16 protein-coding genes are annotated in these 23465 nt (G+C 70.3%); 9 read left to right on the top strand and 7 right to left on the bottom strand.

Annotated elements, in window-relative coordinates:
* Nucleotides 1-2 precede the first annotated feature (2 nt).
* Complete coding sequence (locus tag FHS38_RS16670; protein ID WP_184734351.1) at nt 3-1418, bottom strand: FAD-dependent oxidoreductase; 1416 nt, start codon at nt 1416-1418, stop codon at nt 3-5.
* A gap of 300 nt (nt 1419-1718) precedes the next feature.
* Between FHS38_RS16670 and FHS38_RS16665 the strand changes: the two genes are divergently transcribed.
* Entirely contained in the window at nt 1719-2117 is a 399-nt protein-coding gene (locus tag FHS38_RS16665; protein WP_184734350.1) for a nuclear transport factor 2 family protein, read from the top strand.
* 39 nt (nt 2118-2156) lie between these two features.
* Here the strand turns inward: FHS38_RS16665 and FHS38_RS16660 are convergent, their stop codons facing one another.
* The 3 genes from FHS38_RS16660 to FHS38_RS36085 all read right to left on the bottom strand — a co-directional run bounded on the left by FHS38_RS16660 (nt 2157) and on the right by FHS38_RS36085 (nt 7378).
* The gene (locus FHS38_RS16660) at nt 2157-4160 is read right to left on the bottom strand and encodes a WD40 repeat domain-containing serine/threonine protein kinase (RefSeq protein WP_184734349.1); all 2004 of its coding nucleotides are present in this window, start codon (nt 4158-4160) and stop codon (nt 2157-2159) included.
* A 41-nt stretch (nt 4161-4201) separates the two neighbouring features.
* Nucleotides 4202-6211, bottom strand: coding sequence for a WD40 repeat domain-containing serine/threonine protein kinase (locus tag FHS38_RS16655; RefSeq protein ID WP_268246160.1), 2010 nt, complete (start codon nt 6209-6211; stop codon nt 4202-4204).
* Between the two features lie 195 nt (nt 6212-6406).
* A complete protein-coding gene (locus FHS38_RS36085; protein ID WP_184734347.1) occupies nt 6407-7378 on the bottom strand; it encodes a LuxR C-terminal-related transcriptional regulator in 972 nt (323 codons plus the stop codon).
* Between the two features lie 197 nt (nt 7379-7575).
* Here FHS38_RS36085 and FHS38_RS16645 point away from each other — a divergent pair, with 197 nt between their 5' ends.
* The 3 genes from FHS38_RS16645 to FHS38_RS16635 are packed head-to-tail and all read left to right on the top strand — an operon-like array spanning nt 7576 to nt 10734.
* The gene (locus FHS38_RS16645) at nt 7576-8667 is read left to right on the top strand and encodes an alpha/beta hydrolase (protein ID WP_184734346.1); all 1092 of its coding nucleotides are present in this window, start codon (nt 7576-7578) and stop codon (nt 8665-8667) included.
* 33 nt (nt 8668-8700) lie between these two features.
* Nucleotides 8701-9543, top strand: a complete 843-nt coding sequence (locus tag FHS38_RS16640) for a hypothetical protein (protein WP_184734345.1) — start codon at nt 8701-8703, stop codon at nt 9541-9543.
* 42 nt (nt 9544-9585) lie between these two features.
* A complete protein-coding gene (locus FHS38_RS16635; protein ID WP_184734344.1) occupies nt 9586-10734 on the top strand; it encodes a trypsin-like serine peptidase in 1149 nt (382 codons plus the stop codon).
* A gap of 109 nt (nt 10735-10843) precedes the next feature.
* On the opposite strand, the gene FHS38_RS16630 is transcribed toward FHS38_RS16635, so the two are convergent.
* Together FHS38_RS16630 and FHS38_RS16625 are read right to left on the bottom strand one after the other, a co-directional pair.
* Nucleotides 10844-11971, bottom strand: coding sequence for a PP2C family protein-serine/threonine phosphatase (locus tag FHS38_RS16630; protein WP_184734343.1), 1128 nt, complete (start codon nt 11969-11971; stop codon nt 10844-10846).
* Between the two features lie 125 nt (nt 11972-12096).
* A complete protein-coding gene (locus FHS38_RS16625; protein WP_184734342.1) occupies nt 12097-13503 on the bottom strand; it encodes a DUF2252 domain-containing protein in 1407 nt (468 codons plus the stop codon).
* 467 nt (nt 13504-13970) lie between these two features.
* Between FHS38_RS16625 and FHS38_RS16620 the strand changes: the two genes are divergently transcribed.
* From FHS38_RS16620 to FHS38_RS16605, 4 genes are all read left to right on the top strand, one after another.
* Complete coding sequence (locus FHS38_RS16620; RefSeq protein WP_184734341.1) at nt 13971-16703, top strand: winged helix-turn-helix domain-containing protein; 2733 nt, start codon at nt 13971-13973, stop codon at nt 16701-16703.
* Between the two features lie 130 nt (nt 16704-16833).
* The gene (locus tag FHS38_RS16615; RefSeq protein ID WP_184734340.1) at nt 16834-17031 is read left to right on the top strand and encodes a DUF8691 family protein; all 198 of its coding nucleotides are present in this window, start codon (nt 16834-16836) and stop codon (nt 17029-17031) included.
* Between the two features lie 171 nt (nt 17032-17202).
* Nucleotides 17203-18552 (top strand): hypothetical protein, encoded by a 1350-nt coding sequence (locus FHS38_RS16610; RefSeq protein ID WP_184734339.1) that lies wholly within the window; start codon nt 17203-17205, stop codon nt 18550-18552.
* Between the two features lie 70 nt (nt 18553-18622).
* Nucleotides 18623-19039 carry an SHOCT domain-containing protein gene (locus tag FHS38_RS16605; RefSeq protein ID WP_184734338.1) on the top strand — a complete coding sequence of 139 codons (417 nt, stop codon included), beginning with the start codon at nt 18623-18625 and terminating at the stop codon, nt 19037-19039.
* On the opposite strand, the gene FHS38_RS16600 is transcribed toward FHS38_RS16605, so the two are convergent.
* On the bottom strand, nt 18993-22904 hold the full coding sequence (locus tag FHS38_RS16600; RefSeq protein ID WP_184734337.1) for a wHTH domain-containing protein: 3912 nt from the start codon (nt 22902-22904) through the stop codon (nt 18993-18995). The genes FHS38_RS16605 and FHS38_RS16600 overlap by 47 nt on opposite strands.
* 206 nt (nt 22905-23110) lie before the next feature.
* On the opposite strand from FHS38_RS16600, the gene FHS38_RS16595 reads away from it, so the two are divergent.
* Entirely contained in the window at nt 23111-23452 is a 342-nt protein-coding gene (locus FHS38_RS16595) for an effector-associated constant component EACC1 (protein WP_184734336.1), read from the top strand.
* The last annotated feature ends 13 nt before the right edge of the window (nt 23453-23465 follow it).

Here is a 23465-nt window from a genome sequence, read left to right as displayed (position 1 = left end):
CCTCAGCGAAGTCGGTCCGATGTGTTGCCGGGCGCTGTCAGCGCCGGGCGGGCCTGCGGCACGGGCCGCCCCGCGCCCCGGGGGAGCAGGGTCCGGATCGCGGTGCGGGGTGCGAACAGGCTCGATGGGGGGCGCAACGAATGGAGAACCTCGAGAAAGGCCAGATGGACCCGGGGGTCACGGGTGCCGGCGGCCTGTACCCGGCCCAGGTAGCGGGAAGCCAGGCGCTGGGACCGGGTCGGTGGTGTGCCTTCGGTGCCGGGCAGCAGGTTGTCGGCTGTCGCGGCCATGTCCCAGAAGGTGCTGGTGAGGGCGGTGAGTTGGCGGTGGTACCGGTCGGAGAGGCCGGGGAGCCCGGCAGGTTCGGAAAGGCACTCACCGAGCAGGGCGGCGCCCAGGGCTGCCGCGGTCATGCCCTGCCCGTACACGGGGTTGAAGCAGCACAGGGCGTCGCCGGTGAGCAGCAGATTGCCGGGCTGCCGTGCCCCGGGGCGGATCAGCCGACGGCGGTTGCTGGTCGCGTGGCTGCCCGAGATGTCGGTCAGCGGCTCCGCGTGGGCTATCGCCTCCGCGATGAGCGGGTCGGCCAGGCCGCGGGCGTAGGGCAGGAAGTCCTGTTCCCGGGTGGTGGGGCGGTCCGCGCCGCTGCCGATCAAGGTGACGATCCACCGTCCGCCTTCCACGGGGGCCAGGACACCGCTGCGGAGCGGGCCGGGCGGGCCGCCCTGGATGTAGCACGATCGCCACGGCGCCCGGTGGTCCTCCGGTATGCGGTAGAGGCGGCTCGCGTAGCCGATGTGGGGATCGATGATCTCCTTCGGCGGTGGTGTGCAGCCGAGTTGCTCCAGCCAGTTGTCCACGGCGGAACCCCGGCCGGTCGCGTCGACGACGAGGTCGGCGGGCAGGGGCACCCGGTCGTCGGTCGGGCGTCCCCGGGTTCTCACCCGGACACCGGTTACGGCTGTCGCGTTCCCGACGAGGCCCGTGACCCGGGTCCCCTCACGGAAGGTGATGTTGGGCGTGGAACGAACCATGCGCCGGACCGTCCACTCCACCAGGGGACGGCCGGCGCACACGAAGCCCAGCCCCGAGGGGAAGACCGCCGCCCAGCCGTAGGGATTGCGCATCGCGAGGTCCGCGGCGAGGTCCAGCAAGGGGGCGCCCGCCCCGGTCAGTTCGTCCGTGAACCCCGGCAGTAGTCCCTCGATGGTCCGCAGGCCGCGCACCCCCAGGCCGTGCACATGGGTGGACTGCGGCACACCGCGCCGTGGCACGGGCCCTTCCGGTAATGGGTCCTGCTCCACCACCACGACGCGGGCGACGTGGTCGGCGAGGACCCGTGCCGTCAGCAGCCCGGCGATGCTCCCTCCGACCACCACCGCTTCGGAGTTCTCGAGGGCCGTGATCCGGGATTTCATGATCCCCCTGGGGTTCGGCGTATGCGGTGAAACACGGAGAAGACAGGCGGAAGCTGTTTCACGGCTCTTAGCGGTTCATGGGTGTGTTTATCGACGGATATCACGTTCAGGCGCAGGGATCATGACCCGCTGGCCACTCGCGGCACAAGAGAAACATCCAGCCAGTTAGGGAATTTCCCAGATGCATATGTGACGGATGGGGAGTGAGGCTTTCCGAACTCCCGCACCCGCGCCGTGGACCCATGGCAGCCCGGGCGGGACCGAGGGGGTCCGGCGCCCCTTCGGTGTTACTGTCGCGCCATGTCCAAGGTTGAGATCGACGCGTTGACCGCCGAGTTCTTCGGCGCCTTCGACAACCGGAGCGGCAAGGCTGCCGACGTGGCCCGGATCCGCAGGCTGGTCCTTCCCGGGGGCGTGATCGTCATGACCGGCCCGCAGTTCACGGTCTATACCGTCGACGAGTTCATCGAGCCTCGTCGGCGGCTGCTGAGCGACGGTCGGCTGGTCGAGTTCTCCGAGTGGGAGACCTCCGAACGGACCGAGATCGCGGGCGATATCGCGTCGCGGTTCGGCGCGTACCGCAAGTCCGGGATCCTGGACGGCGAGCCGTTCGAGGGAGGCGGGACCAAGACCATCCAGTTCGTCCGCACCTCGGAGGGCTGGCGGATCGCGGCATTCGCCTGGTACGACCAGCCCTGACGAAACCGCTCTACGTGGGAAGAGACCAGTGGCCGGCGCTCAAGGCACCGCCCAGAGACGGACGGTGTCATGGGTGGAGTAGCTGGTGCCGCCGTTGAGTCCCGCCGCGAGGGTCTTTCCGTCAGGGCTGAACGCCACCGCTTCGATGGAACTGGGGCTGGTGAAGGTGGCGGTGGTCGCTCCGGTGGCCGTGTCCCACAGCCGAACGCTGCCGCTTTGGTCGGCGGTGGCCAGCGTCCGCCCGCCCGGGTGGAACGCGAGCGCGTGGACTTGATTCCTGTGCCCCTTGAGCGCGACGACGTCCTGACGGGAGCTGGTGTTCCAGAGCCGCACCGTGTTGCTCTGCTGCACGACGGCCAGGATCTGGCCGTCCGGGCTGAACACCGCTTCTCGTGGGTTGATGATCTCGTCGAGGGTGTACAGCATCCGGCCGTCCGGCATCTGCCGCACCTGGAGGGGGTATCCACTGACCAGCAGTTTGCCGTCCGGGCTGAACACCGCCGGTCCGCTCTTGCAGTCCTCGTGGATATCGAGGGTGCGGCCGGAGCCCACGTCCCACACGTACAGTCCCTTGGCGGTGCTCGCGGCCAGCGTCCTGCCGTCCGGGCTGAGGCTCATGGAGGAGACGAAGCCGTCCTGGAGTCGGTACGACGTGATGCCGGTGAAGGTGCCGACGGTGCGGCCGGTGATCACGTCCCACAGCAGGACCTTGTTCTTCTCCGCCCTGACCAGGAGCTTGACGTCCCGGCTGAACGCGTTGGGCTGGATGAACTCGGCGACACCGATGCGCGTGGTCGTGCTGCGCTCGGTGGACAGGTCCCAGCGCCAGATCGTGCCTTCCCCACCCGCGGCGACCAGCGTCCTGCCGTCCGGGCCGAAGGCGAGCGCGTACACGCTCACGGGGCCTTTGAGGGTGACGTCTTTCGAGCTCGCGCTCTGCGGTGAAGCGTCGGAGGGAGAACTCGGGGTGCCGTCCTGGCTGCGCAGGAGGAGGGGGACGCCGACTGCCGTGGCCGCGGCGACAGCCAGGCCGCCGACGATGAGCGCACGCCGCGACACCCTGCCCGCGCCCGGCTGGGGGGCGGCCGGGCCCGTGGCCCGGTCCTCGACGGCGGTCGGCTGCGCATCGGAAACGGCTCCCATCCGCGCACCCGCTCCCGGCTCCGACACCGTCCCGGGCCGCGTCGGGGCCAGGACCACCGTCTGCTCCGGCCGGGGCGGGTGGACGGCCGCCCCGCCCCCGCGGGCGCTCGCGAACCAGGCGGGGAGACCGGCGACGGACGGTCGCTCGGCGGGGTCCTTGGCCAGGCAGGAGACCAGGAGGCGTCGGAGCTCGCCGTCGAGACCACCGAGCGCGGGCGGGTCGTCCAGGATCCGCTGGACGACCGCCAGCAGGGTGGGCGCGTCGAACGGGCTGCGGCCGGTGGCGGCGAAGGCCAGGACCGAGCCGAGCGCGAACACGTCGCTGGCGGGCCCGGCCCGGTCGGCACGGATCTGCTCCGGCGACATGTAGGAGTACGTGCCGACGATCGCGCCGGTGGCGGTGAGTGAACTGGCGTCCACGGCACGGGCGATGCCGAAGTCGATGATGCGGGGGCCGTCGTCGGCAATGATGACGTTGCCGGGCTTGAGGTCGCGGTGGACGAGGCCGCAGCGGTGGATCGCGGCGAGCCCTTCGGCGAGTCCCGCGCCGAGGCGAAGTACGGCGTCGGGTTCCAGCGGGCCGTCCTCGGCGACGACCTGCCGCAGGGTGGGTCCCGGGATGAACGCGGTGACCAGCCAGGGGGCTGCGGCGTCGGGGTCGGCGTCGACGACCTGTGCGGTGTGGAAGCCGCCGACCTGTCGTGCGGCGTCGACCTCGCGGGCGAAGCGGGTGCGGAACTGCGGGGTGGCCGCCAGCTCCGCCCGGATCAGCTTCACCGCGACCTTGCGGCCACCCGGCGACGTTCCGAGGTAGACCTGTCCCATGCCGCCCGCGCCCAGTCGGCCGTCCAGCCGATAGGGGCCGACCCACTGGGGGTCGTCGGGCCACAACGCGTCCATGAGTACCGTCCGTGAGATGGGTGGGGGTGTCCGCCGGGGAGCTAGCGAAGCTTCCAGAGCTGGATCGACGTGGCGGATTCGTCGCTCACCGCGGCCAGGTTGAGGGCGGCCGCCAGTGTCGTGCCGTCCGGGCTGAACGCCAGTGCCGAGACCGAGGTGGTGAGGTTGGATTGCGGCATGGTGCCGGTCAGGGTCGAGGTGACGCGCCCGGTGGACAGATCCCAGAGGCTGATCGTCTTGCCGGTGTTGTCGCGGGCCTCGGGCTCGCGATTCCCGCCGGCACCCGCGATCACCGCTCTGCCCGGGCGGTACGCCGCCTTGAGGATGTACGAGTGGCGGTCGGTGAGTGTCTTGGTGGGACGTCCGGTGGCCAGGTCCCACAGCCGGACGCCGGGTCCGGCACCGGCGACGGTCTTGCCGTCCGGGCTGAACACCACCGCGGAGAAGTTCTTCTCCGAGTCGGTGGTGAAGGTCTTGAGCAGGCGGCCGGTGTCGGCGGCCCAGAGCCGGATCGTGCCGTGCCTGCCGGTGTCGGCGGCCACGCTGGCCACGGTCTTGCCGTCCGGGCTGAACGCGACGTCGTTCATGCTGCCGGTGTGTCCGGTGAGGGTGGCGGTCGAGCGGCCGGTGGACGGCTTCACGATCTCGACCCGGCTGCCGACGCCCACGGCGAGGGCCGTGCCGTCCGGGCTGAACGCCAGGCAGTTGACGCTGTCGAACTCACCGCTGTACGAGGTGGCGTCGCCCGACGGCGCGCCGGTGCGTATGTCCCAGCGGCGCAGGGTCTGGTCGAAGCCGCCGGTGAACAACGTCTGGCCGTCCGGGGTGTAGGCCACCGACATGACGTTCGAGGTGTGCCCCTTGTACGTCGTGATGGTGCGGCCGGTGGCGGCGTCCCACAGCCGCACCGTGTTGTCGTAGCCGCCGCTGGCGAGGGTCCTGCCGTCCGGGCCGAAGGCAAGGCAGTCTATGGAGCTGGTGTGGCCGGCGAGGCGCGCGACCGGCTTGGTGATGTCCGGGGTGGAGGAGGGCGTGGCACCCGAAGCGGACTTCGATGGTGACTTCTTCTTCCCTGACTGCGGCCAGAGGACGTACGTGGGGACGGCGACCGCGGTCGCGGCGGCCATTCCGCCGAGCAGCAGGGTGCGCCGGGGGAGCGCCTTGGAGGAGACGACGGGTGGGATGCCGGGCGGAGTGCCGGGTACGGGGGGCACGGCGCCGGCAAGGACACCGGGCGGGATGCCGGGGCCGACGACCGAGAGCCGGGCCAGGACGTCGGCGGTGGACGGGCGATCGGCGGGATCCTTGGCCAGACATGCGGTGACCAGGGCGTACAGGCTGCCGTCGAGGCCGTCGAGTCGGGGCGGTTCGCTGGTGACCCGGTGGATGATGGCCGGCACGGTCGTCGCGTCGAACGGGCTGTGCCCGGTGGCGGCGAAGGCCAGGACCGAGCCGAGCGCGAACACGTCACCGGCGGGCGAGACCGGATCGGTGCGGATCTGCTCCGGTGACATGTAGGCGTAGGTGCCGATGACCATGCCGGTGTGGGTCATCGTCTCGGTACCCGGGGCGTGCGCGACGCCGAAGTCGATGATGCGGGGGCCGTCGTCGGCGACGATGACGTTGCCGGGCTTGAGGTCGCGGTGGATCAGACCGCAGCGGTGGATGGCGGCGAGCCCTTCGGCGAGTCCCGCGCCGAGGCGAAGTACAGCCTTGGCGTCGAGCGGGCCGTGTTCGGTGACGACCTGCTGCAGGGTGGGTCCCGGGATGAACGCGGTGACCAGCCAGGGGGCTGCGGCGTCGGGGTCGGCGTCGACGACCTGTGCGGTGTGGAAGCCGCCGACCTGTCGTGCGGCGTCGACCTCGCGGGCGAAGCGGGCCCGGAACTGCGGGGCGGCCGCCAGCTCCCGCCGGATCAGCTTCACCGCGACCTTCCGGTCGGCCGGCGACGTTCCGAGGTAGACCTGTCCCATGCCGCCCGCGCCCAGTCGGCCGTCCAGCCGATACGGGCCAATACGCCGGGGATCTCCGGGGCGTAGAGGCTCGACCATGCGCTACTCGAATCTGCCGGGGAATGCGGGCGGTATCACGCACGGCATTGAACCATGGCCTGACAGACCGCGGCGATGAGGTCGATGTCTCACCCCGCATCGGCGCCGGGCTTCACGGCAAGGGTCGCGCTACCGGCCGAACTCCGTGATGCGGGGCGGCTCCTCGGCTGTGGCGCCGACATCTGTGGGACGTCCTCAGAGCCAGCCGCGCCGTGCCGCCTGGACCCCCGCCTGGAAACGGGTCGTGGCGCCCAGCCTGGCCAGGAGGGCGGAGACCCGGCGCACGACGGTGCGACGGCCCACGCCCAGGTGTCTGGCGATCGCGTCGTCGGTGGCACCGCTGGCCATGAGAGTGAGGATCTGGCGGTCCCGGGCGTCGATCTGCGTGCCGATGCCCGCCGCCGATATCGGGACGGCAAGTCTCCACAGGGACTCGAAGACGTTGGACAGCGCCTGGAACAGGCCGGACGGACGTATCAGGAGGGAGACGACACCGGGGTGGTCGTCGGCGGCGAGGGTGACCACCGCCAGATCGTTGTCGCCGATGGCCAGCTTCATGGGCGGATCGTCCAGTGTCCGTGCCTGTTCCCCGGCCTCGATCATGCGCGCCATGTTGGGCCACGCGATGGGGTCGTCGAAGGCGGATCCGTGATAGATGCTGCGGTAGACGACTCCGGCGGCCATGCGCTCGCGCTGCAGCACTTCCTGCGCGAGGTAGTGGTCGGACGTCCCGGAGTACGGAGGTACGTCGATGACCCGGATCTGGTGGCGCGCCGACTGCTGAAGCTGTCGGCTCACCGCCAGGACGCGTGCGGGGTCCTCGACGACGTCCAACGCGCCGTAGTGCCCGGCGTCCTTCCGGGCGAAACGGTAGAGCCGTTCCAGCTCCGTCCCGGCCTGACGCAGCGATGTCCGCAGGGCGGCATCGCGCTGGAGCAGCGCCTCGACGACCTCCGCGGGCGGTAACGCCTCCCAGGAGGCTTCCCCGGTCTCGAGGTCCGTCGTCACGACGATGTCCTCGGCGGCGAGTTCCTTCAGTACCACGTGGACGACGGACTCGCTCAGTCGGACCAGGGGTGCCAACTGGCCGACGGACACGCGCGGATGGCTGACCAGACACCGATAGACCCGTCCGCGGTCGGAGTCCGGGTCCAACACGTCGTGCACGACATCTCCCTCGCCGTACCGGAGCCGGCCCGACCGGCTCCGGAAGCCCGCCGCTCGGGTGGCGCACTTGGGCCGCTGGCGCAGGTGCGCCACCCGCACAGTATGGCGTTACCCAGAGTGCTGCGATGAGATTTCCGGTGTCCGGCTGGACCACCAGTCCCATGGCACCCAGCCCCCGCCCAGCCCGAGGACAACTGATGAGATCAGTCCTGCCCACCCGGCTCCTGCGCGCGAAGGCAGCAGTCGCCGCCCTGGCCGCCGCCCTCCTTCTGTCGGGAGCACCTTCCGCGCGTGCCGATGCCGCCTCGGGGCCGCCGCCCATGGCCGACGGTTTCGGTTTGACCCAGGTCGGCGGTGCCACCGGCTCCGCCACCAACTTCGTGGTCACCGTGAACACGCCTCAGGTCGCCGGGGCGCACCGGATCCGGGTCCTGCTGCCGAGTGACTATGCGGCCAACCCTGGCAAGCGATATCCGGTGTTGTACTTCCTGCACGGTGCGTCCGACGATCCGGGCAATCCGAATCTTGCTTATCCGGCCCTCCTCGCTGCCAAGTCGATGATCACGGTCATTCCGGACGGGGGGCGCAGGGGCTGGTACAGCAACTGGCTCGACCAGGGCACCGCCGCCGGTGCGCAGAACTGGGAGAACTTCCATGTCAGCCAGGTGATCCCGTTCATCGAGGCGAACCTGCGCACCACCGCGTCGAAGAAGGGGCGGGCCGTCGCCGGTCTGTCGATGGGCGGTTTCGGTGCCCTGCACTACGCCCAGCGGCACCCGGACCTGTTCAGCCAGGTCGCCACGCTGTCCGGCGGCAACGAGCTCTCGCGGAACCATGCCGTCATGCGCGCCGCCGTCGTCGCCACGCTGACCAACATCGGTGCGCCGCTCTGCGGCACCTCCAGCCCCACCTGCTCGCTCAACTTCGGCCCCACCGTGTCCAGCGACGCGGTCTTCGGCACCCCGTACCCGGTGTTCAACGCGGACTGGCGCTGGAACGAGGCGGACCCGGTCTCGCACATGGACGTCCTGGCCCGGGCCGGGACGGGCGTCACGATCTACACCGGCAACGGCGGCGGCAACCCCGCCGAGCCCGAGTTCTGGGTCCAGTCCGCGTCCCAACACGCCAAGGAACGCCTGGACGCCCTCGGATATCCCTCGCACTACGTGGACTACGGCAACGGCTCCGGCTGGGGCGAGAGTTGCAATGGCGGCCACAACTACGGCTGCTGGGCGCAGGACCTCGTGGACTTCGTTCCGCGGCTCGAAGCGGCATTCGCCTCCGCCTGACCTCTCCCTCCCCGACAGACAGGGTTACGCACAATGATCAAGCGACTGTGCACGTTCTTATTGAGCCTGGCGGTCATCTGGACCCTGGGGGTCGGTGCCGCCCAGGCCGCCGCCGAGCAGGGCAAGCGCGTACACAACGCGATGCAGATCATCTTCAGCCCGTCGATGCCCGACGCCTTCTGCACGATCGGCGCGGTGGGCACGGACAAGTACGGGCACAAGATAGCCGTTTCGGCAGGCCATTGCCTCCGTGATCCCGAATACGCGGACCGCGAGATCCACGATGACATCGCTCCCGTATACGACCGGGCGGACACCGGGTTCGGTCCGATCGGATACGTGCGCTACTTCAAGGACCCCGAGGGTTCGCAGACGGGGCACGTGACCAAGGACTACATGATCATCGAGCTGGGCCCGAAGGTGACGCTCTCCTCGCAGGGCCCGTACCTGAAGCAGACGGGCATGCTGAAGGTCCCCGGCGGGATCGTCAGCCCGAACGCCCTGAACCCCGCACTCGACAACGAGCGGCTGCTCGCCCCCGGCGGCAACGAGCTCATCACGTCCGGTCAGACGGGTGTGTGGTACGGGACCATCATGGAGAGCGCCGTCGGCGTCTACCGATCGGCGGCATTCTCCATGAAGGGCGACTCGGGCGGGCCGGCGATCTGGCGCGTACCGGGGAGTGCTCTTCCCTCCCAGGCCAACAACTTCCAGGCCTCGGGCCCTTGGGCGGGCATCACCAAGGGGATCACCCTGGCATTGCCGCCCTTCCTGTACACCAGCTCGGCGAACATCCTCGCCGATCTGCGTGCCCGGGACGCCGCCGCTCCCACCGGCGTCTTCGGAGCGGGCTTCACGGTGACTGCCAACCCGTAAGGGCGGGGTGTCGAAGGCCTCGAGGTCCGGCCATCCGTCTCCATGAACGCCCTCAAGGAGGAGAAGGCATTGCCCGTCGGAAAGCTGGCAAGACGCACGAGAACCACCGTGCTCGGCGTGATCGGACTGATGGCCGCTCTGCTCACCGCGGCGCCCCCGGCGCAAGCCGCCGCCCCCGCGTTCGAGCTGACCCCGATGGTCCCGGCCGGTGCCGACCATCAGCAGAAGCTCAGGTCCGAGGTGGAGTACTGGACCCTCGCGAAGATGGCCTCCACCGGCCTCAACCACGAGGACCAGGACGCCGCCCCGCCCCCCGGGGGCTGGGACAACCTCAGCAAGCCGTGGCCGCGGAAGGCCGGGCAGATCTCGCGCACCGCCGGCAAGTTCTTCATCGAGAACAAGGACGTGGTCACCGGCGCCGTCTCGACGACCGCGTGCTCCGGCAACGTGGTGAACAGCGCCAATCAGAGTGTCGTCGTGACCGCCGCCCACTGTCTGCGCATCCACACCCCGATCGATGTGGGTTTCGGGAACACCATGATCACCAACATGGTCTTCGTGCCGGGATTCAACGGAGCGAACCTGGAGCGCCACACCTCCAGCACGGCGCTTCCCGGCAAGGACATCGCCCCGTACGGGGTCTGGGGCGTGACCCGCGAGTGGATCACCAACACCTGGAGCCGGAGCGCGGACTGGCTGCTGGGCCACGACATGGCGGCGGTCCTGGTGGACAACCCCGATGACCCGCGGCCGATCGGCCAGGTCACCGGCGGCCAGCAGATCGGCTTCAACCAGCCGCAGAACCAGAACAACCACGTCTTCGGGTACCCGACCATCAACGAACGCAACTACTACCGCCCCGGCAACGTGTCCCCGCAGCTCCAGCGGACCTTCGACGGCCGGAGCCTCATGGCCACCCAGGGCACCACCCGGAACGACCCCGTCTACTACAGCGACGTGATGCGCGGCGCGCAGTCGCCGGGTTGCAGCGGCGGCCCCTTGATGCAGAACTTCGACCCCACCACCGGTGAGGGCCTCCAGGTCGGGGTCTTCTCCCGGTACGACGACCCCGGCCAGATCATCAAGCTCTTCGGCTGGGTGCAGGGCCCCAACATGAGTTCCACGCACCTCGGTGACGAGGAACAGGCCGTCTACAACGCCGCCCAGTCGGCGAGCCCGGCGGGCAGCTGATCGTCGACGGACACCCGAACGACCACCGGGCGCCGGCCTCCCCTGTGTCGGCGCCCGGTGGTTTCGGCCTGCGAGGCAGGCGCGGGCGACAGGAACAGGGGAGACGTGGCTACGCGGACTGAGCCCGCCGGCCGTCGATCGGGTCCGGACTCTTGTGCAGGTGCACGGCGAGAGCGGCGATGTCGTCGTCAAGGCCTCTGCTGCTGTAGTGGAGGAGGTCGCGGTGGAGCCCGTCGAGCAGTTCGCGGGGCTGCACCGGCGTCTGCCGACTCATCCAGTCCGCCAGTGGGAAGAACTCGCCGTTGCGGGCGCGGGCCTCGGTGACGCCGTCGGTGTAGAGGAGCAGCTGGTCGCCGCGGGCGAAGGCGAAGGTGTCGATGCTGTAGTGATCGCCGATCAGGTCCGCGAGGTTGAGGAGCGGGGAGGGCGCGGTGGGGTTCAGGACGCGGAGCCCCTCGCGGCCCAGGACCAGCGGCGGCGGATGCCCGCAGTTGAGAACCCTGATGAGGTCGTCCTCGTGTGGGATCTCGACGAGAACGGCCGTGGTGAAGCGCTCCATCAGGTCCTCAGGGGGAAACGCGGTGCTGTAACGGGTGCTGCTGGCCTCCAGACGGCGCGCGATGCCGCCCAGATCGGGCTCGGCGTAGGCCGCCTCCCGGAAGGAGTTGACCACCGCCGCGGCCGCGCCCACCGCGGGCAGGCCCTTGCCCCGCACATCGCCGATGAGCAACCGGACCCCGAACCGGGTGTCGGCCACCTCGTAGAAATCGCCGCCGATGCGGGCCTCGGCGGCGGCCGCGAGATACAGCGACTCGATCTCGATGCCCCCGAAGCGGCGCGGCATCGGGCTCAGGACCACCTGCTGCGCCGCGTCGGCGACGAGCCGGACCTGGAAGAGGGACTGCTCCCGCTGGAGCCGGACGTGGCTTCCGTACGCGGCCGCCACGGTGACCGCGACGATGCCCGCCACCGTGTACCACGCACCCAGGCCGGGGAACACGAGGCTGAGGCCGATCATGAGCAGAAAGCAGACCGTCCCCAGCAGCACGGTGGGGAGCACGGGCCACATGGCGGCCGCGAGAGCGGGGGCCGCGGGCAGAATGCGGCTGAAGGCCATGTCCGGCGGCGTGGAGTACGCCAGGCCGGCGATGACCACGGTCAGGAGCACTGGGGACAGCTGAACGAAGGACCACCGGCCATGGGGACGGCGGAGTCGCGACTGTCCAGGCTTGACCATGATGCATATCATATCCGCACAACATGGACATAAGGCATGTCGGCCGGGTTCTCCCCCGCCTGGGGGCGTGGCACCTGATACGGCCAAGGCCCGAGCCCGGTCGGTCGAGCCTTCGTCTGCCCTGTTCAGCCCGTCTCGGCTGTGATCCGGCCGGTGCGTACGGCCTCGGTGAGGGCCTGGAAGTCGCGCTCGTTCTGATCGGCGTAGGCTTCGGCGAATTCGGCCAGCGCCCGGTCGAAGACGTCACCGCCGCCCAGATAGGCGGCGATCGCGATCCGGTCTCCTGAGCGGGCGTGGGCGCGTGCCAGCGTAGCGCCGCACAGGCCCGCGAAGAACCTCAGCTCGCTGGGCTTCATCGTCTCGGGCCGTGCGATGCCCTTCCAATCGCGCAGCTGGCGGATGTAGAAGTCACGCTGTCTCCCGTCGACACCCGTGACCCGGTCCCAGCCGAGGAAGATGTCACTCGCGGCCTGCATCAGCCGCTGTCCGGCGACGACGCGCTGACCCTGGTTGTCGTACTCGCTCCGCCCGGAGTACGGGGCGAGGACCGAGGTGCCGGCCTCCTTGGCCTGCAGGAGCAGCGGGTCCTCATCGTCTCTGCCGAGCATGAGCACGACCCAGCAGCGGGTGCCGACGCTGCCGACGCCGACCACCTTCCGTGCGATGTCGACCATCCGGAACTGTCCGAGAAGGTGTCGGCGGTCGGAGGTGAGACTGGTGCCATACCGCTCGATGACCTCACGGAGGTCCCGCTCGAACTCCGCACGATCGGCTTCGGAGAGCAGGTCTCTCAGCGGGACGAGAAGCGGGGGATCGGAGGCGATCCGCCGACTGCCGTCGACGGTCGTGGTGAGCTTCTCGAAGGCCTGCAGATTGTCTCTGGTCCGCGCCGTGTCCAGCGCATGGGAGAGACGCCGGCGGGAGCTCCTGGCCAACCGGCCGCCGAGCAGGGCGCTGAGCTTCTCGGTGTCCGCCTGCGCGTACCAGACATCGAGATTGCGCATCCCGGCGAACCCCCGCATCGATTCCCGGTACGACCGGACGGCTTCACGGACGACGCCGGCGCGCTGCCCGGCCGAGAAGTCGTTGGCACGGGCAGCGATCACGAGGCTGGCCGCGAGCCGTTTGACGTCCCACTCCCACGGTCCGGGCAGCGTCTCGTCGAAGTCGTTGATATCGAAGACCAGGTGTCGTTCGGGGGAGGCGAGCAGGCGGAAGTTCAGCAGGTGCGCGTCCCCGCACAGCTGTGTCGTGATGCCGGTGTGGCCCAGTGCCCCCAGGTCCACCGCCATGATCGCGGCCGCCCCGCGGTAGAAGCGGAACGGTGATTCGAGCATTCTTCCGTAGCGGATCGGTACGAGTTCCGGCACCCGACTGGCGGACTGCCGCTCGATGACCTCCACGGGATCCGGCCGGTCGTCCCGGGGCTCGAACGCGGCGTGGCCGGATCGCGGCGCCGTGCCGCGGGCCGCTTTGCCACGTGCCGCCCGCTCATCCGGGGTCGGGTGGCGATGCGGGGTCGTCGCGGTCATCACCGAATCTCCTCGCTCGCGCGGGTCTGCCGGTTCGGCAGCGGCGCGGTTGTGGAACACGCGCCCCCGTGCCGGCCGTCAGCCGACTTGGCTCCGGGGCGTGAGGGCACCGGGCCTCAGGGCTTCTTCCCGCATGTTCCGGGTGGGACGACGGCGTCGCATCACCCGGAGCGGGTGAGCTGCCGCTCGGCTCCTCACCCCGAGGGCGAGCCCACGGGAACCGCCACGTCAGGCCGCCGCCCGTGCGTCCGGCCCTTCGGCGAGCCGCACGGACGGCAGTCGGCGTGTGCACGCGAAACCGCCCCGCCCACCGCTCATCGCCGTCCCGCGTGGCAGCCGCAGAGGGGAGCAGGCACCATGGGAGTCGCGGGTCCGGAGAACGGCCCGGCACACGAAGAGGCACGTGCGCCCCGACGGGAAGATCTACCGTCGTCGGTGGCCGAGGTCCTCACCCTGGTGGTGGTTGGATGCCCACGTCCGGATTCCCCGCTGTCACGGAAGAAGTCAAGGGGGCCCACGGCGCCCACGCGCGCAGCCGACGTCCGGCCGGCACCGCCACCGAAGCAGCGCTGGCCTGGTCCGGTGACCCCCTGCTGACCTCGAAGGTCTCGGTGCCCGCCCTCCCCGGGACCTGTGTCCCCAGGCAGCGGCTGCTGGACCGTCTCAGCAGCGGGGCGAACGGACCGCTGACGCTGATCGCCGGCCCGGCCGGCGCCGGAAAGACGACCCTCGCCTCCTCCTGGGCACACCTCGCCGTGCCCCCGGGGCCCGTCGCGTGGTTGACCCTCGACCCCGACGACAACGCCCCTGGCGTCTTCTGGTCCTACGTCCTCGAAGCCCTCCGACGGGCGCTTCCCTCGCTGCCCGCCACCATCGGTACACCCACCAGCCCCGACAGCATCGGCCGCTCCCTGCTTGTCCGGCTCGCCTCCGCCGTGGAGCACCTGCCCCACCCCGTGGTGCTCGTGCTCGACGACATGGCCAAGGCGCCCGGCCGGGAGGTGTCGAAGGGCCTGGGTTTCCTCCTCGAGCACGCGGGCCCGCAGCTCCGCCTCGTCCTGATCAGCCGGGTGGACCCACGGCTCCCGCTCCACCGCTACCGCGCGGAGGACCGGCTGACCGAGATCCGGGGTGCCGATCTGGCGTTCACGTCACACGAGGCAGCGACACTCCTGCGACAGCACGATCCAGCCACCGCGGACAGCACCGTCCGCGCCCTCACGAGCCGCACCGAGGGCTGGGCCGCCGGATTGAGACTGTGCGCCCTGGCCATGCGGAACTCCGACGACCCCGAAGGCTTCGCCCAGTCGTTCGCCGCCTCCGAACACGCCGTGTCCGACTACCTGCTCGCCGAGGTGCTCGACGCCCAGCCCGCCGCCACCCGGGAACTGCTCCTGCGCACCAGCATCCTGGACCAGGTGCATCCCGAGCTGGCGAACGCGCTGACCGGACGGCAGGACGCCGAACAGATCCTGGCTCGGCTCGTCCACGACGGTGCCTTCGTCGAACCGGTCGCGGGCACCCGCTGGTGCCACGTCCACCCACTGTTCGCCAAGGTGCTCCAGGCACACCTGCGCGCCCGACGGCCCGGTCTCGCACCGCGGCTCCACAGCCGCGCCGCACGCTGGCTGGCCGATGCCGGCCGGCCCGCCGAAGCCCTCGGACACGCGACGGCGGCCGGGGACTGGCAGTACGGAGCCGCCGAAGCCGTTCGCAACCTGATGATCGGGCCCCTGCTCGCCGGCACCGACGAGGACCGCCTCCCGGCTCTCTTCTCCCGCATGCCCGACGACACCCCCGGCGCCGAGCCCGCCCTCGTCGCGGGAGCCTGCCGCCTGGCCCGCCGCGACCCCGGAGGCTGCCGCGAGCGGCTCACGGCAGCCGAGCGGTACATGAACCGCGGCAACACACCGCTCGGCCCCGAGGCCGGGCTGACGCATGCCCTGCTGAGGCTGCTCTGCGAGTCCTACGGGCCGGAGAGCGGCGCCACACCGGGGGCGGCCGCCGAGGAGACGGCCCGGGACGCCGATGACTTGACGGCGCGGGTGGCACGGTGGCGGACCGAGAAGCATCCGGAGATCAAGGCCCTGCGGCTCCACGGACTGGCCTGCGCGCTCCTGCGGTCCGGTCGCCTCGACGACGCCCGGCAGGCCTTCACCGACGCCGTCGCGGCCTGCACGGACGACGCGACCCACCTCGTACTCCACGCGTCCTTCGGCAAGCTCGCGCTGACCGAGAGCGCCGTAGGAGCCCTGACGGCAGCGGAGGACCACGCGGTGCGGTCCCTCGCGGTCGCCGACCGGCACGGTGTGTCTGCCGCCCGCCGTTCAGGAGCCGGTCACCTGGCACTGGCCGTCCTCGCGTTCGAACGCGAGGACCCCCGAGGTGCCCGTCACCACCTCGAACAGGCCATGGCATGCCCCGACACCCGTGACGACCCGGTCATGGCCGCGGAAAGCGCCGTCCTGCGATCCCGCCTCGAACTGGCGCAAGGGCGGTGGGCAGCCGCGCTGACGACCCTCGGCGAACCCGGGCCACCCCCCATGACCTGGCCGGCCGAGCGCCTCGCCGTCGCCCGCTCCCACGCGGCCCTGGCCCACGGAGACCACGAGGCCGCGGTCTCCGCCCTGCACGGGGGCGATGGCGACGGACCGGCCCTCACCGTCGCCCTGGCCCAGGCGCACCTCGCAGCAGGCCGCACCGACCGCGCCCTGCGGCTCGTGGCGCACGCCGACCGCTCACACCGGCTGACCCTGTCCGACCACGTCCGTATCCGACTCCTGCGGGCCCGTATCGCGATGCTGGGCGACGACCCCACCGCCGCCCACGACCCGCTGGCGCAGGCACTGGAGGCCGCCCGCCCCGAACAGCTGCGCCGCCCCTTCACCGAAGCCGGGCCGTGGCTGCGGCACCTGCTCGACAGGGCCGACGGCGAAGGCGGAGCTCGCCTCTCCCGGTCCTGGCTCACCACCCGACGACCGGACGGCCCGCGCACCCCCGCCTTCGTCGAGCCGCTCAGCGGCCGTGAGCGCGAAGTGCTCGCCTGCGTCGCGCGGATGCTGTCCACCGACGAAATCGCCGGCGAACTCCACCTGTCCGTCAACACCGTCAAAACGCACCTGCGAAGCGTCTACCGAAAACTCTGCGTCTCCCGCCGTCGCGAGGCCGTCGAACTCGGCAAGGAGCTGCACCTTCTCTGACCCCGGAGCGGTCGGCCCCACCATGCGCCACCCCGTGCCCGCTCACCCGCGTGGGGGGATGCCCACCACCCCGCGCCGCCCGCAGCATGACAGACGAAGAGTCCCCGGAGCAGGCAGGAACGGTACGGACATGCGCTACGAATTCCGTGTCACCGGCCGTGTTTCCACGCCGTTGGCCGACACCTTTCCCGAGCTCGACAGGGCGCCCATCCCACAACAGACACTGTTCTTCGGCACGGTGACCGACGAGGCTCATCTGTACGGGCTCCTCGCCCGCTTCCAGGACCTGGGGCTGCACGTCGAGGAAATGCGCCGCCTCCCGGACTGAAACGTCACATCAGCCGTGCGCGCGACACCTCACAGGCGGGACTCACCCTTCGCGTGCGATGCGGATCGCCCGCCGTCCCCGCGACGCTGAAAGTCACCGACCGGATCGTCGTGCTCCGCCAGGCCCACAGGACACGGCGGCTGCCGCGATCTCGCACCAACGGAGGAAACCATGGACCCGTCCGACGCCTCCGCCCCCCAAGGACGCGGCCGCTCAGCGGCCGAACAACCCCTGAGCGCCGCCGAACGCGAGGAATACGAACGCCTGCGGAGGACCGCCCACTCCCGACACCGCCGTACGCGTTACGCGGGAGCCTGCGTCTTGCTGGTGCTGGCCTTCCTCCTCTCCCCTCTGGCCGTCGTGGCCGCCTGGGTGAACGCCGAGGTCTCCGACACCGGCCGGTACGTACAGACCGTCGCACCGATCGCCACCGATCCCCCCGTACAGAACCTGGTGACCGACCGGCTGACCAAACGCGTGGTGAGCAACGTCGACGTCAAGAGCATCACGGACGCCCTCGGCGGGGCTCTCGCCAAGGCCGATGCCCCGCCCAAGGTGGTGGACAAGGTGCCCCTGCTCACCGGGCCGCTGCAGAACGCGCTCGACTCGGCCGTCCACGATGTGGTGGCCAGGGTGGTGAAGAGCGACCAGTTCGCCCAGGCGTGGGACGGTGCCAACCGGCGCGCCCACGCCGCCGTGGTGAAGACCCTCACCGGTGAGGGGAACAGCGCCGTCGAGGCCAAGGGGGACACGATCGTCCTGGACATGGGGACCGTCATCGACAACGTCAAGCAACGGCTGGTGGACGCGGGCTACGAGAAGGCCGCGGACATCCCCGACGTCGACAAGACGATCCCACTGCTGAAGACCGACAAGCTCGACAACGCCCAGGACGCCATGCGCCTGCTCAACGTCGTCGGCACCTGGCTGCCCGTCACCGCGGTCGTCCTCGCCGCCCTCGGCATCTGGGCGGCCCCCTCGCACCGGGTCGCCCTGATGGCCACGGGCATCGGCGTCGGCGTCGGAATGGTCGTGCTGCTCGTCGGTCTCGCCGTCATGCGCCGGGTCTACCTGGATTCCGTACCCTCGGACGTCCTGCCGTCGGACGTGGCAGCCCCCATCTACGACACGCTCGTACGGTTCCTGCGTGCGAGCACCCTCACGGTCCTCGTCCTCGCGGTGATCACCGTGCTGGCGGGCTATCTGTATGGTCCCGGACGCGGTGCCCGGTTCATCCGCTCGGTGGCGGCCCGCGGCACCGGAGCCACGGGCCGGGCCATGGCCCACTCCGGTGCGCGCACCGGCAGCACCGGACGCTGGCTGGACACCCACCGTGGTTGGACCACCGGCATCGTCATCGCCGGCGGCGGGCTGGCTCTGATCCTGTGGAACTACCCCACCCCCGCCTCCGTGGCATTGGTCCTCGGCATCGTGGTCCTCGTACTGATACTGCTCGGCATCCTCGCCTCGGCCTCCGGCGACACCGCGGCGGGTGATCGTCGCACGCGGTCCTCGCCCTAGACGGGTGAGGCGCACGGACCCGGACTCACCCACGCTGGAACAGCATCGGGGGAGACGACAGGAGAGAGACATGAACGACTACGTGTATCTGGCCTACGACTACCCGGTCCTGGGCGCGTTCTGGACCGCAGTGTGGATCTTCCTGTGGGTCCTGTGGGTCCTTCTGCTCTTCCGGGTCATCGCAGACATATTCCGCGACGACACCCTCGGCGGATGGGCCAAGGCGGGGTGGCTCGTCTTCGTGATCGGACTTCCCTTCCTCGGCGTCTTCATCTACGTGATCGCCAGAGGCAAGAACATGGGCCGACGCGAGCGGGAACACGCGCAGGCGCAGCAGCGGGCGGTCGACGACTACATCCGTGAGACGGTCGGCTCCTCGGAGTACACCAGCGACGTGGACGCCCTCGCGAAGCTCTCGGAGATCCGCGCCAAGGGAGGCATCACCGAGGACGAGTTCCGCCGGGCGAAGGAGAAGATCCTGCACTGAGGGCGCATCCCCGGTACCGCGGGAGGCCGCCGACCCTCCCCGGCACCCGGCTGAGGGCGTCTCGGACGGTGCCCGACAGGTCGGGGACGGGGATGCCCAGCTCCTGCAGCCACCGGGCCGTTCGAGCGATCGAGGTCTTCATGGCGCGCGACCTCTCGATCAGGTCGTACAGATCGACGTCGCAGTCGATGGTCAGGAACATGTCCTCGCCCTCACTGATCCTGAGCAGTTCGAGGGCCGAGGCGAAGGACAGCCCTGCCGGGACGTCCGGGCAGGAGACGTCGACGCCGTAGCCGGTGAGCCGCTGTACCAGTGCTCCCGGGCTCGTCAGCAGATTGCGGGCCGCCACCAACACGTGGGCAGCCGGCATCGCGTCCGCGGTGGTGACTCCGACCCACTGGAGCGGACCGTCCCGCCGCAGCAACTCCTTGTCCAGGGAGGTGAAGTAGCGCGGCGGCCGCAAAGGAACCGTGAACCCGTAAGCACGCATGCGGTCGACGGCGTGCTGCAGAGAGCAGTTCCGGCGGCGTGCCGAGTCGAAGAGGTGCACATAGGGAACCGGCTCGTACAGGGACAGTGGCCTGTTCGACTCGCTGCGAAGAAAATCGACATCGTCGGGTTCCGCGTCCCCGGGAAACGCCGTCGGAGCGGCGAACCCCAGCTCTGCCAGCCGGTCCAGGACGTCGCGCGGCCCGAGAGCGAGCGCGTGCGCGGCTGCCGGCACATGTCCGGGACGTATCTCCTCCGAGCGGCTCAGCCAAGGCCACAGGCCATCCGCCCGCTCACTGAGCAGCGTGGCCACCTCGGCGCCGGGCCGTTCCGGTAGTCCTTCCGCATCGGCACTCAGACCGTATTCCGTGAGGCGTGCGCACACCGCGCTCACCGGCAGCCCGAGAAGCAGGCCGGCCTTCGCGATGTGACCGGGCGGGACTGTTTCGCCGGGGTCCACCCAGCCGAGTGCTCCCTTCCTGCCGCCGAGATCTCGATGCAGCAGTGGATCCCGCCTTGCCGCGGTGGCCAGCTCGACGTACTTCTCGGGTACGTCCATGCCGCAGTGGCGCCACTCGGAGGCGAGGGATTCGGCGGATCCCGCCCCCAACGCCTCCATGAACTCCTCGAACGTGGCCGGCGCATGGGGTGGCATGGCTCCAAGGGACCGGGCCCGGCGCACCAGCGAAGGCAACGCCGCTCCCCAGGTTTCGGCCATCGTGCGCAGATGGTCCGCTGTATCGCGAGAATTCGTGGACCAGTGCCAGAAGAGCTCGCCGCTCTCGAGGCCGGGGGCGGCCAAGAGGTCCCTGTCCGACGGCAATGCCGCGAGCACGGTCTTGACCTCGGCGATCTCGGGACACGACTCCGCCAGCTGCGCCAGGAGCGCATGGGGCCGATGGGCGAGGAGCCGCCACAAGAGGATGTGGTCCGGGGGATGCCCACGCGGTGACGTCCACGGGTCGGACAGCCATCGGCGGCTCCTTCCGCCTCCCCCGAAGAGCTCCGTCGGCAGGATCTTGGAGTCGGCAAGGAAACACCCCGTGCGCGCGACGTCGAACTTCCGGTTCGCGAACTCCATCCGCACATCGGCTTTGACGGCTGCCGTCGTCAGCAGGTCGCCCAGTGCCATGCTCTTCTCGGCCACCCGGCAGATCCACTCGTAACCGGGCAACGCCCCACCGCCCGCGACCAGCGCGGCCGCCGCCCGTTCGAGCACATCCCGAAGCCGGTCCGACATGTCGTCGAGAAGCGTGCGCCGGTCGGCCGAGAGCCGCTCGGGTGCCAGGGCACCGGTCAAGTTGATCACGACGCCGGTCAGCCCCGACGGGCTGGACGACAGCACTCCGCGACGGGTCTCGGGCTCGACGACCAGGCCGTCCACCAGAATCCCACCGCCGTACTCGCACCATGTCAGCTGCAACCCGTCGGGCGCCCGCTGCCATGGCTGCAACACGCCGTGGGCGTTGAGACCGAATCGCTCGGCAACCGGTGCCTTTCTGGCCCTGAGCCGGTTCGCCTCCCACCGGGCATGCCGGGAACCGTGCACCACTTCGGTGGGGAACTCGGCGATCCCCAGCACCCGCCCCAGGACGTCGAGGCATGACCAGGAGGCCTCCTGCTTCCGCACGTACAAACGGATCTGCGTGCCCGCTTCCTGCCCGCGTTCCTGCAATCGCACGATGCGGAACAAGTGCCCCGGGCCGAAGACGCGTGCTTCGAGGAGCGGCCCGAGCTCTCCTGTCGCGTCCATGCGGCACGTGCGTACCCGCATCTCGTCGGCGAGCATGAAGTAGCTCAGCACACCGATGCCGAACCGGCTGTTCGGGTGGAGCTCGACCGGTGGCCGGGCCTGTTCCCACTTCGTGCGTTCGAGGGTGAAGTCGAGCTGCTCGACAAACCGTGAGCCCGCCCGGCAGAAGACGCCGCGCAGCTCGGACTCTCCCATCCCGACGCCGTTGTCGCGGCACTCGACGTACTCGCGGCCGTCCTCGTCCGTGCCCTGCTCGAAGTCGATGCGGCCCTCGTAGGCGTAGGACGCGGCGCGCGTCCGGTCCAGGTACTGCGTGCGGGCCCGGCGGTAGCGGCACGCGTCCAGCGCGTTCTGGTAGAGCTCGCGGACGGCCAGGTCGCGGTCCTTGTACAGCTGGATCCCCATGAGGAGGTCGCGGACGCGGCGCTCGTCGAGGCGGAAGGCGGCCCAGCCGGTGAAGGCACCCTCCGACGGCAGCACCTCGTCGGCGGAGAGACGGGCGGGCAACGGCGGCATCGGCTGGTTGACGCGCTCGTGGCCGGTGCGGCGGACGGCGGCCAGGAGTTCGTCCGTGCGGGCCGCGTACTCGCGCAAACCCTCGATCACGGCCTCGTGACGGCACTCGGCCCTGAGGACCGGAAGATCGTGGGAACCGCCCCATCGGGACGAGTCCAGGGTCTGCCGCAGCTGTCCCAGGTCGACCGGAAAGGGGATGCCGACGTGTTCCACCACGATCTGCGGCAGTGCCGTGACCTCGCGGCCCGCGCCGTAGGCCAGCGTGAGCAGGAGACTGAGGCGCTGATCCCGGATCCGCTGCTGCCCGCCGCGGCGGACCCGGACCGAGTCGTCCGCCGGGAGGGAATCGAGGTATTCGCGGTTGCAGACGTCGGGGCCACGATGCAGGCCGTGCAGCAAGCGGCAGACGCGTCGTGGGTCGAGCGTCTCGCCGAGGGCCTCGGCGGGCGGGCCGATGTCCCGCAGGAGCTGCTGGACGACGGCCGGACGGGAGAACTCCTCCTGTTGCGCGAGCCAGCGGTGGAAGAGCCACCAGCCGATCGGCTGCGCCGCTTCGGGGCGCTGCAGGCCGCGCTCGACCAGGAGATCGTGCCCCTCGGAGAACACCTCGAACGCGGTCCGCAGCGGACTCGCCCCGGTCAGCCGACCGAGCCGGCCCGGCTCGGCGACCGGGGCGAGCGAGGCCGTCGAGCGGAGGCGCTGCACGTGATGGAGGAACGGCATGAGTACCAGCAGGGCTGCCTCGGCCGGATAGATGTCCAGCCGCCGCTCGGGGTCGGGCTCGCCGAGCAGCCACTCCACGGCTTCGGCGAAGCGTGGCACGAAGCCGTCGTCCCGCCAGGGGTCGGGGGTCGGTTCCGACTCAGCCGCCTCGCGTAATCGCACCAGCGCGGCGACGGCCTCAGCGACCCGCTGCCGGAAGAAGTCGGCGTTGCGCCCGGCCGGGACGTGCTGCCACACGGTGGAGTCCGCGGCCAGCTCGACCCACAGGTCGGCCGGGCCCGGGGCGGGGCCCTCGGGGCGGCCGTTGACGTTGACGGTCCCCGCTTGGATCAGGAAGTCCACCGTTGAACCGCACACCGCGTTCCACGTCTCGTCCTGCCGCATCCGCCCCCCTCGCACCGACGCACCAGTTTAGAAGCCGGCGTCCTCCGGCGGTGCGGTTCGGGCGACAACGGAGCCGACGGTGATCAACACGGGGACACCGCCTCAACTCCCGTGAAGATCACGGACATTCGTGCCGCAGCCAACCAAGCCGCCTCGTCCTACGATGGATCCGGACCGACGGAACCGTCAGAAGCGGGGGCTCTCCTGTGGACATCAGAGTCAGCATTCCCGACGAGGAGGACCAGGAGCCGCTGTTGTCGTTCCACAGGTGGCTCATGGACGACCAGGACATCCGGAGGACGGCCGGCATCACCCTGGTCGAGGCACCGGCCCGGCCGGGCGACATGACCCCCGACATCGCACTGATCAGCCTGCTGGTCTCGTCCGGCTTCAACATCGCCGGACTGGGCATGGCGATCGCCAACTGGCGTTCCTCACGGAAGGCTCCGCCACCCGTACGGGTCGAGGTGGGAGGCGTCCGGATCGTCGTGGACGACTCCGGATGGACCATCCGGGAGGACGGGACGCGGGGGAACGGGCAGGGCTGACACGACGACCGGC

The sequence above is a fragment of the Streptomyces netropsis genome, from assembly GCF_014203545.1.
Classification (GTDB): Bacteria; Actinomycetota; Actinomycetes; order Streptomycetales; family Streptomycetaceae; genus Streptomyces; species Streptomyces netropsis.
The sequence above is the reverse complement of the archived record's forward strand: the minus strand, read 5'-3'. Positions and strand labels throughout refer to the sequence as shown.

Coding starts and splice junctions, on each gene's coding strand:
- FHS38_RS16600 (WP_184734337.1), bottom strand. CDS start 22,904: ATGCGGCAGGACGAGACGTGGAACGCGGTGTGCGGTTCAACGGTGGAC.
- FHS38_RS16645 (WP_184734346.1), top strand. CDS start 7,576: ATGAGATCAGTCCTGCCCACCCGGCTCCTGCGCGCGAAGGCAGCAGTC.
- FHS38_RS16635 (WP_184734344.1), top strand. CDS start 9,586: ATGAACGCCCTCAAGGAGGAGAAGGCATTGCCCGTCGGAAAGCTGGCA.
- FHS38_RS16640 (WP_184734345.1), top strand. CDS start 8,701: ATGATCAAGCGACTGTGCACGTTCTTATTGAGCCTGGCGGTCATCTGG.
- FHS38_RS16625 (WP_184734342.1), bottom strand. CDS start 13,503: ATGACCGCGACGACCCCGCATCGCCACCCGACCCCGGATGAGCGGGCG.
- FHS38_RS16605 (WP_184734338.1), top strand. CDS start 18,623: ATGAACGACTACGTGTATCTGGCCTACGACTACCCGGTCCTGGGCGCG.
- FHS38_RS16655 (WP_268246160.1), bottom strand. CDS start 6,211: ATGGTCGAGCCTCTACGCCCCGGAGATCCCCGGCGTATTGGCCCGTAT.
- FHS38_RS16610 (WP_184734339.1), top strand. CDS start 17,203: ATGGACCCGTCCGACGCCTCCGCCCCCCAAGGACGCGGCCGCTCAGCG.
- FHS38_RS16665 (WP_184734350.1), top strand. CDS start 1,719: ATGTCCAAGGTTGAGATCGACGCGTTGACCGCCGAGTTCTTCGGCGCC.
- FHS38_RS16630 (WP_184734343.1), bottom strand. CDS start 11,971: ATGGTCAAGCCTGGACAGTCGCGACTCCGCCGTCCCCATGGCCGGTGG.
- FHS38_RS16670 (WP_184734351.1), bottom strand. CDS start 1,418: ATGAAATCCCGGATCACGGCCCTCGAGAACTCCGAAGCGGTGGTGGTC.
- FHS38_RS16660 (WP_184734349.1), bottom strand. CDS start 4,160: ATGGACGCGTTGTGGCCCGACGACCCCCAGTGGGTCGGCCCCTATCGG.
- FHS38_RS16620 (WP_184734341.1), top strand. CDS start 13,971: ATGCCCACGTCCGGATTCCCCGCTGTCACGGAAGAAGTCAAGGGGGCC.
- FHS38_RS16615 (WP_184734340.1), top strand. CDS start 16,834: ATGCGCTACGAATTCCGTGTCACCGGCCGTGTTTCCACGCCGTTGGCC.